This is a genomic window from Pseudoalteromonas sp. A3, from assembly GCF_025942345.1.
Taxonomy (GTDB): domain Bacteria; phylum Pseudomonadota; class Gammaproteobacteria; order Enterobacterales; family Alteromonadaceae; genus Pseudoalteromonas; species Pseudoalteromonas atlantica.
Map to the genome: position 1 here is coordinate 25,549 of NZ_JAPCKL010000009.1, position 8,634 is coordinate 34,182.

Below are 8,634 nucleotides of genomic sequence, written 5' to 3' on the forward strand. Positions count from 1 at the left end.
CTATTAAGCTTAGTACCTTAATAGAAGGATTTATTTTTGGTTGAGAAGGAAGCGACATACCTATGTCCTCATCGGTTGAACATAAGATTAAGCGATTGTTAGTTGTAGATGACGAGTATTTTAATTATGAAATGCTTAAATCTGCCCTGACTTCAAAATTTGATGTTAGTTATGCTGACTCGGGGAAAAGCTGTTTGGCGTCTGCCATTGCTAACCCGCCGGATATTATTTTGCTTGATGTATGTATGCCTGGCCTCGATGGGTATGATACATGTCGGATGCTTAAGCACACACCTGAGACTAAAAATATACCTGTTGTTATGGTTTCGGGCTTAGAGTCGCCCTCGGAAAAGCAAGCTGGCTTTGATGCAGGGTGTGATGCCTATGTAGTAAAACCGTTTTCGATGGGTACTTTATTTGAGCAAATAAACACGGTTGTTTAAAGGTGATGCATGTTTACTGAAGATAAGCGCAATTTTAGACGTATGCAGGTTAATACCCCTGCGCAATTAACAACAATAGAGCCTGTTGCTGGGCTTAATTATACCGCAGAATGTGTTGATTTAAGTGCCACTGGGTTATCACTTCATTTAGATGACTTGCTTGAGCTCGATACTTTGCTACAGGTTAATATAGAGTCGACTCACCCAAGTATTGCCTCTTTAAATGCAACGGCTAAAGTTATACGTGCTAGCAAAGAAGACGATGGCACCATTACCGCAGGATTAGAAATAGTTCAGTTTAACTAAATTGAATAAACACCTAGCGGCTGGCTTTTGCTATCGCGGGTGTTAAACAACGTTCGATTTTATTACCTACGTCCTTGTAGGTAATAACAATAATTTTTAGTAAACCTTACAAATCAAGCCTTTTAAGTAAAAGCCTTCAGGGTAACTGCCAGCAATAGGGTGATCGGCCGCTTGATTTAAACGCTCCATAATCAATAGCTCTTTACCTGCATCTAGCGCAGCGTCTGCTACCACTTTTTGAAACAAGTTTTGCTCCATTAATCCAGAGCACGAGAAGGTAAGTAATGTACCGCCTGGTTTTAATATTTGCATAGCAATCATGTTTATATCTTTATAACCACGACATGCACCGGTTAACTGCGCTTTGTTGTCTGCAAATTTTGGTGGGTCCATCACAATAGTGTCAAACTGTTTGCCTTCCTCACGGTACTGGCGTAATAGCTTAAACACATCTTGTTTTACAAAATCGACTTTATTTAAATCTAAGTTATTGTGCTCTACGTTGCGCTTAGCGGTATCCAGTGCTGGTTGTGATACATCAACATTAGTGACGTGTTTACAGCCACCACGTAGTGCGTAAAGTGAGAAAGTACCTGTGTAGCTAAAGCAATTTAATACGGTTTTATCTTTTGAAAAGCGCTCAAGTGCTGCGCGGCTATCACGTTGATCCAGGTAAAAGCCTGTTTTATGACCTTCTAAAATGTCTACTTCAAGCTTTAAGCCATTTTCTTCAATAACCACAGGCTCTGATGGTTCGTTGCCCCACAGTACACCTTTAATAGGTTCTAAGCCTTCTTTGGTGCGCACGTCTACATCTGAGCGCTCATAAATATTCGCACCAGGAAAAATAGCCATTAACGCGCCTACAATTTCACCTTTATGGCGCTCAGCGCCGGCACTTAGTAATTGGCAAACTAAGGTGTTATCAAACTTATCAATGGTTACACCTGGCAAGTAGTCAGACTCAGCAGCACACAACCTAAAGCCAGTTAAACCGCCTTCGGCTATTGCATGCTCGCGGGCATGTAAAGCACGGCGTAAGCGACGCTCAAAAAAGTGTTGGTCTATTACTTCTTTTTCATCAAAGCTCCACACACGCGCTCTTATTTGTGAGTGAGGGCTATAAGCAGCGGTGGCTAAAAATTTACCTTCGCTGTCGTGAATGGTGACCGTGTCACCTAGACCTGGTTTACCTTTAATTTTTTTGATGGCTTTTGAAAATAACCAAGGGTGTTTTCTTTTTAATGATTTTTCGCGACCAGCTTGTAGGTAAACGGCAGATGACATAAGGCTTCTCAGTTGTAATAAATAAGCGCTGTATTTTAGTCAAGCATAGGGCAACATACAATGAATGTTTTGCAAGGGAGGTGTAAAGCACGTTAAAGTACGGATAATTCTCATATAAATTAGTTTTTTGGAACATCACTGTGGCCAACACTGCTTTAAGCCCTGAGTTACAACAGCTTGATTCTCAATGTCGCTCATTTATTACTTCGTTAATACATGCCGATGTGGCACACGACATAACACATATTGAACGCGTAGTGCGTGTTGCCATTCAATTATGTCACGCCGAGCAAGCCAATATGAATATTGTTTTGCCGGCGGCGTGGATGCACGATTGTGTTGCGGTGGCAAAAAACCATCCGGATAGAGCAAAAGCATCTACCATGGCGGCAGATAAAGCCATTGCGTTTTTAAAATCAATTAACTACGACGCATGTTTGTTTGATGATATTCATCATGCTATCGCTGCCCATAGCTTTAGCGCCAATATAGCGGTTAAAACTGTAGAAGCGCAAATCGTGCAAGATGCCGATAGAATGGACGCACTCGGTGCAATAGGCGTTAGCCGTTGTATGAAAGTAGGGGGCTCTATTAGCCGCTTACTGTATAACCCTGATGACCCATTTTGTGTTAACCGCGAAGCAGATGATAAAACCTATACCCTTGATCACTTTTTTATTAAATTGCTCCATATTGCTAAGAGCATGAATACACCCTCAGCTAAAGCTGAAGCAGAGCGACGCACAGAGTATATGTATGCGTTTTTAGAGCAGCTAAAATCAGAAATTGGTCAATAATATGAGTGCTCCTTTATTATCGGGCATTGATCATTGCCACCTTAATGTTGAAAACATCCCAGAAGCGCTAAAGTGGTACAAGCAGGTACTAGGCTTTAGCGTCGTTGAAGAGCTTGTCTTTTGGGATGAAAATGGCAAAGGGCCACTCACACTTGAAGATAGCGCAAAAACAACGCGTTTAGCGTTATTTGAAGGACAAGGGCGAAGCAAAGGTATTGCGTTTGCAGCCACCGGTGCACAGTTTATTGGTTGGGTTGATTATTTAAATGGCTTAAACATAAAAACTGTACTGGCCGATCACAGTGTAACGTTTTCGCTTTATTTTAAAGATAACAGTGGGAATAGCCACGAAATAACCTCTCATGACTACCCGCACATAAAAGCGGTATATGGTGATGTAAAACAAGGCTCACGCACGCGCAATACTTAGTGTTGCTCTTGATATGCGTTTTTAATTGCGATTATAGTATCGAGCTTATTTACAAATAAATTGATGAGGTGTGGGTCAAAGTGTTTACCCGCTTGTGCTTGCATATGCTCAAGCGCCTCTTCTACACCCCAAGCCTCTTTATACGGGCGTTTTGAGGTAAGGGCATCAAATACATCTGCAATAGCCACAATACGTCCTTCAACCGATATATGTTCGCCTTTTAAACCATTAGGGTAGCCACTGCCATCCCACTTTTCGTGGTGCTCTAGAGCCAGTTTATGGGCAAGTTGTAATAGCGGTGATGAGGAATTTGCTAAAATTTGCGCGCCAATAGCCGCATGCTGTTTCATGTGGTCAAATTCGTCAGGGGTTAATCGCCCAGGTTTTAATAAAATAGCATCCGGAATACCTATTTTACCTACATCGTGCATGGGGGCTGCTTGGCGAAGTAGCTCTGCTTGTTGCTCACCCATGCCAAATTCTAATGCTAATAATTTACTGTATTGGCTCATCCTAGCAATGTGCTCGCCAGTGTCTGTGTCTTTGTACTCTGCAGCGCGGCCTAACCGATGTACTAAATCAACATGGGCTTGCTTTAATTGCTCGGCTTGTACAAGCGATAAATGCGTTTTAACACGTGCGCGCACAATCGCAGGGCTAATAGGTTTAGTAATGTAATCAACAGCACCGAGTTCAAAGCCTTTAAACTCATCGCTTTCATCACCCAAAGCCGTTACAAAAATAATTGGGATATGCGAAAGCGCGGGTGTGCTTTTAAGTATTTCGCACACCTCAAAGCCATTCATATCGGGCATCATGATATCGAGTAATATAAGTTTAGGCTGTTCTTTTTCCAGTAGCGCAAGTGCTGCAGCGCCTGATTTAGCAAAAGACATACGGTATTGATTACCTAATACTTCTCGCATGACTTTTAAGTTAGCAGGTTCATCGTCAACGATTAATATACGTGGTTTGTCGTTGCTAAAATCCATTCAATATTCTCATTCTTGGGTAAACTCTTTAATTAGACCGTCTAGCACGTGTTGCGCCTGATCAAAGTCAAATTCATCAAATGCGTTTACAACCTCAGTTACTTGAGTTTGTAGGTGTGCAGGGGCGTTATTTTCAAGCTGCGCAAGCAAATCATCGTTGAGCTCGGCGCTTTGCGCTTCATGGTGTAGCGTTTCACACAGTGACTTTAATTCAGCCGCACTTAGCGTGCTTTTTTGCTCATTATTTTCACTCTCAGCAGGCGTTATTTGTGCGCACTCATCGCCTGATATTAATTGCGTTATTGTCTCTAACTCGCCTTTTATTTGTGTTACTAACGCTGTAGATTGCTCAGAAGTTTGCTCGCGCTCTAACTTGGCTAATAAAGTCATTAATGTTGTTAGGCCTAAATTACCGGCGACCCCTTTAAGGGTATGTATCAGGCTATTGGCGTCTTTAATCTCAGATAACTTACTGTTAAATAAAATATCAAATCGTTTATTGCTGTCATTTATAAATTTGGCAATTTCGGTTAACTGTTTGCATTTATTACCCCAAAGCATCACACCTTTTTCAAAGTCGATGTGTTTAGCCTCAGGGTCTGATTGGCTAATAACCATATCTTTAGCAATACCTAAGCCAAGCACCTGGGCTATTTCTTGGTTAAGCTGATTCATATCTATCGGCTTATTAGCAAAGCCGTTCATGCCGGCACGTTTAGCTGTGAGTTTATCTTGTTGTAGGACGCTTGCCGTTAACGCAATAATGGGGGTAAATTTAAGCTGCCTTTGCTTTTCTATGGCTCTAATTTTTGTGGTTGCTTCTATGCCATCACACTCAGGCATATGAATATCCATTAAGATGACATCAAAATTTTGCTTCTCGAATATTGCAATAGCCTCTAAACCGTTGCTTGCTTTGCTTACCAAATGTTGATCTTTAGAAAGTAATAACGAAAGCAGCTCGGTGTTTTGCTCAATATCATCCACCACAAGTACCCTTAGCGATGGTAATTGAGTGTGCAGGCCATCGAAATGGTCTATTTTTTCTGCATCGCCTTGTATAAGCGGTAAAGAGAAGTAAAAGCAGGTGCCTTTGTTTTCTTCACTGACTAGATTTATGGTGCCGCCCATCAGCTCTACTAATTGTTTACTAATGGTTGTTCCAAGGCCTGTACCGCCAAAGCGACGAGTAGTGGTGCCATCGGCCTGAACAAACGGCTGAAATATAGCTTTAACGCGGTCTTTGGCAATACCTATACCGGTATCTTGGACTTCAAAAAAGAGCTGATCGGTTTGCGTAGTACTTACAGTGAGCTCAACCGAACCTTGCTCGGTAAATTTAATGGCGTTACCGATGAGGTTAGTTAAAATTTGCCTTAACCTATCTGGGTCGCCATAGTAAGTTGTGGCAACAGAGTCTTTAATATTCAACTTTAAACGCAAGTCTTTCTTTTTTGCTTCAAGCCAAAATGTCGAAATAATGCTATCGAGTACTTGTTTTAAGCTAAAGTGAACGGGTTCAATAGTTAGCTTTCCGCGCTCAAGCTTTGCGGTATCAAGCACTTCGTTAAGTAACCTTAATAATGAACGCGCCGCATTATTAACTGTAACCAAGTGTTTTTGCTGTTCTTGGTTTAACGGAGTGTCCATCAGTAGGTCGCTAAAACCAATAATAGAATTCATCGGCGTGCGGATCTCATGGCTCATATTAGCCATAAAAGATTGCTTAGCGTGCGCTGCTTCTTCAGCTTGCAATTTTGCCTGTTCAAGTTTGTCTTCGTATTCTTTTTGCTCGGTAATATCCACCAATACCCCATCTATCCACTGCGGGTTATTATCTTTATCAAGGGTAATACTGCCTTTGTCTAATACCCAGGCAACTTTGCCGTTACGGTGGCGAATACGATACTCTACCGAGTACTTTAAACTTGAAGTCATGGCTTGAGCTACGGCTTCGTTTACCGTTGGCTGATCTGTTTTCAAAATAAGGTCGTTAAGTTCAATGCAGCTTTCTGTGAACTCTTCTGGCGTGTAGCCTGTTAGTTCAGCCACTGTTGGGCTGATAAATAACATGCTCCAGTTTTCGTCGTACTTACAGCGAAAAGCAGCGCCAGGCATATTATCCATTAAAGAGCGGTACTTTTGCTCTTTTTCAATAAGACTTTGCTGCATAGCGCGTTGTTCGGTTAAATCGGTGATAAAGCCAACATATAACGGCATATGGCCTGGCTGATTAACTTCCCCTATACCTAAGCGAATAGGAAAAAGGTGGCCATCTTTGTGTTTGGCAGACACATCCCTATTTATACCAATTACTTTTCCTAGATCTACATTTTTGGCGTGAGACAAATAGCCATCATGGTGGCGAGCGATTTCATCGGCCATCAGCATTTTTACATTATGACCTTGGACTTCGTTTTCTCGCCAACCAAAAATCTTGCTGGCAGCTTCGTTAAAACTCAAAATAATGCCGGTGTGATCTATAGTCACAATGCCATCAATAGCAGTGCCTAAAATAGCATTTAGTCGAGATTCATCCGCCGATTTTTCCTCAAGCAGTAAGCGGTATCTAACCATGCCATTTATAACTGCAATGACACAGGTTATAGCAACGGTCGCGGTAGCTACGGCAATAGCCACAAAAGCAAGCTCAGTGGTTGACTCTTGATAATCGGGTAAAAGCGGAGAGGTTGCAACAAAGCGGGTAGCGGCCATACCCATATAGTGCATACCTGCCACCGCTGAGCCTAAAATAACAGCGGTAATAGCGCGCGCTTGCAGTTGTGATAAATTAGGTAGCAATCGCGTTAAATGATAACGCGTAAAAAGTGCTATAAACGATAAACCAACAGCGACCACAATTGATAAAGCAAATATGATTGCATCGTAACGTAGTAACGGGGCCAGCTCCATTGCTGCCATGCCGCTGTAGTGCATTGTACCAATGCCTGAGCCTAGTAAAATAGAGCAAATAATAAGGTTTTTATATGACCCTTGCGATTTTACTAAAATCGAAAAAGCATACTGACATGAAATAAACGCCGGTAAAAAAGACAACAGGGTAATGAGTGGATCATAGCTAATGTTTGTGCATAACGAAAAGGCCAGCATACCTATAAAATGCATGCTCCAAATACCGGCCGATAAAACCGTGGCACCGGTTACATTAGCTAAGCGTTTATAGTTTTCGAATTGCGTTTGCTTTGCTACATCAACTAACCAGAGCGTAAAAAAGGCAGCAAAAATAGCGGTAATGACCGATAAACTAACCAGTATAGGGTTATATGCACCGTTAATTATGAGGCTCGGATCGTGGTCGGTTATAAAAAATGCAGACAGCATAGTGGCTCAAATTAGTATCTTTATTGAACTAGTTTAATAGATTTAATATATAAATAAACTGTTAATCTAATAATTTATATTATAAATCAGTGAGGTTACTTTTTAGCATTAAAATATTAACATGCGTAGCGTGCTTTATTAATAAGACGTGATTTTGCGTAAATAAAAATAATAATAAACACTGAGCCCATTTATTTATCGCTAAATAACTGCATTGATTAAATAAGGCTTTATAATACGCTTTTATTTATATTTAGAGCATACACCTTGTTTGAGTATCAGCTAAAACGCAGTGCAAGGCGAAAAACAGTGGCAATAAAAGTTAGCCAAAAATCAGTCACTGTTTATGCGCCTACACATGTGCCAAAACTACAAATAGAACAATGGCTGTTTAGTAAAAAAGAGTGGGTAACTGCGCAATTACAGAAACAACTTAATGCCATTGATACTCAACAACACCCGTTTAAAAACCAGCAAATAATGGTTTTTGCTAAGCCATATACCATTACTTTTGCAAAAGGGACACGCTCGCATGTTCAGCAATCCGATAGCGTATTTACTATTTACACTTCTAATCGAGTAAAAAAACAGCCTGAAAAACGCAAGCAGTTACTTTGCCTTGCCCTTGAAGAAACGCTAACAAACTACATTGAAATGCGTTTAGCTTATTATTGCCAACAGATGTCAGAAGCATTACCGACTAAATTGACGATTGGAAGTTATAAACGTAAGTGGGGGAGTTGTAATTCTCGGCGAGAGCTAACCTTTAGCCTTAACCTTGTTGGGGCGCCTCATCATATAATTGATTATGTTATTGTGCACGAATTGGCTCATTTAAAGTATTTGAACCACAGCAGCGCTTTTTGGAAGCGCGTAGCTAACTTTTATCCCGATTATAAATCTGCATCAGCATGGCTTAAAAACCACGGGGCAACATTACAGTGGGTATTTGATAATTAGTCTAAAAATGAAGTTTTAAATAGTGATGAAAAAGATGTAGAAAAGGGTACTGAAGATAAGAAGTGGTGGAGGGAGCT

8 protein-coding genes are annotated in these 8,634 nt (G+C 41.0%); 5 read left to right on the plus strand and 3 right to left on the minus strand.

Annotated features, from left to right (window positions below; all coding sequences use genetic code 11):
• Nucleotides 1-62: 62 nt before the first annotated feature.
• Both OIZ54_RS14900 and OIZ54_RS14905 read left to right on the plus strand, forming a co-directional pair.
• Entirely contained in the window at nucleotides 63-443 is a 381-nt protein-coding gene (locus OIZ54_RS14900; protein ID WP_024034218.1) for a response regulator, read from the plus strand.
• Between the two features lie 9 nt (nucleotides 444-452).
• Entirely contained in the window at nucleotides 453-749 is a 297-nt protein-coding gene (locus tag OIZ54_RS14905; protein WP_004589184.1) for a PilZ domain-containing protein, read from the plus strand.
• Between the two features lie 96 nt (nucleotides 750-845).
• On the opposite strand, the gene OIZ54_RS14910 is transcribed toward OIZ54_RS14905, so the two are convergent.
• Nucleotides 846-2,036: a class I SAM-dependent methyltransferase gene (locus OIZ54_RS14910; RefSeq protein ID WP_054983075.1), complete on the minus strand. Its 1,191-nt coding sequence runs from the start codon at nucleotides 2,034-2,036 to the stop codon at nucleotides 846-848.
• Between the two features lie 140 nt (nucleotides 2,037-2,176).
• Between OIZ54_RS14910 and OIZ54_RS14915 the strand changes: the two genes are divergently transcribed.
• On the plus strand, nucleotides 2,177-2,833 hold the full coding sequence (locus OIZ54_RS14915; RefSeq protein WP_004589186.1) for an HD domain-containing protein: 657 nt from the start codon (nucleotides 2,177-2,179) through the stop codon (nucleotides 2,831-2,833).
• Between the two features lies 1 nt (nucleotide 2,834).
• Nucleotides 2,835-3,263 (plus strand): VOC family protein, encoded by a 429-nt coding sequence (locus OIZ54_RS14920; protein WP_024034220.1) that lies wholly within the window; start codon nucleotides 2,835-2,837, stop codon nucleotides 3,261-3,263.
• Here OIZ54_RS14920 and OIZ54_RS14925 read toward each other — a convergent pair.
• Both OIZ54_RS14925 and OIZ54_RS14930 read right to left on the minus strand, forming a co-directional pair.
• Complete coding sequence (locus OIZ54_RS14925; protein WP_248452385.1) at nucleotides 3,260-4,255, minus strand: two-component system response regulator; 996 nt, start codon at nucleotides 4,253-4,255, stop codon at nucleotides 3,260-3,262. The two genes, OIZ54_RS14920 and OIZ54_RS14925, sit on opposite strands and share 4 nt — an antisense overlap.
• Before the next feature lie 9 nt (nucleotides 4,256-4,264).
• On the minus strand, nucleotides 4,265-7,597 hold the full coding sequence (locus OIZ54_RS14930) for an MHYT domain-containing protein (protein WP_264390714.1): 3,333 nt from the start codon (nucleotides 7,595-7,597) through the stop codon (nucleotides 4,265-4,267).
• Between the two features lie 309 nt (nucleotides 7,598-7,906).
• On the opposite strand from OIZ54_RS14930, the gene OIZ54_RS14935 reads away from it, so the two are divergent.
• A complete protein-coding gene (locus OIZ54_RS14935; RefSeq protein ID WP_248452382.1) occupies nucleotides 7,907-8,557 on the plus strand; it encodes a M48 family metallopeptidase in 651 nt (216 codons plus the stop codon).
• Nucleotides 8,558-8,634 lie beyond the last annotated feature (77 nt).

Excerpts from the sequence above, each read along its gene's own strand:
- OIZ54_RS14930 (WP_264390714.1), bottom strand. The coding sequence starts at position 7,597 with ATGCTGTCTGCATTTTTTATAACCGACCACGATCCGAGCCTCATAATT.
- OIZ54_RS14925 (WP_248452385.1), bottom strand. The coding sequence starts at position 4,255 with ATGGATTTTAGCAACGACAAACCACGTATATTAATCGTTGACGATGAA.
- OIZ54_RS14920 (WP_024034220.1), top strand. The coding sequence starts at position 2,835 with ATGAGTGCTCCTTTATTATCGGGCATTGATCATTGCCACCTTAATGTT.
- OIZ54_RS14905 (WP_004589184.1), top strand. The coding sequence starts at position 453 with ATGTTTACTGAAGATAAGCGCAATTTTAGACGTATGCAGGTTAATACC.
- OIZ54_RS14910 (WP_054983075.1), bottom strand. The coding sequence starts at position 2,036 with ATGTCATCTGCCGTTTACCTACAAGCTGGTCGCGAAAAATCATTAAAA.
- OIZ54_RS14900 (WP_024034218.1), top strand. The coding sequence starts at position 63 with ATGTCCTCATCGGTTGAACATAAGATTAAGCGATTGTTAGTTGTAGAT.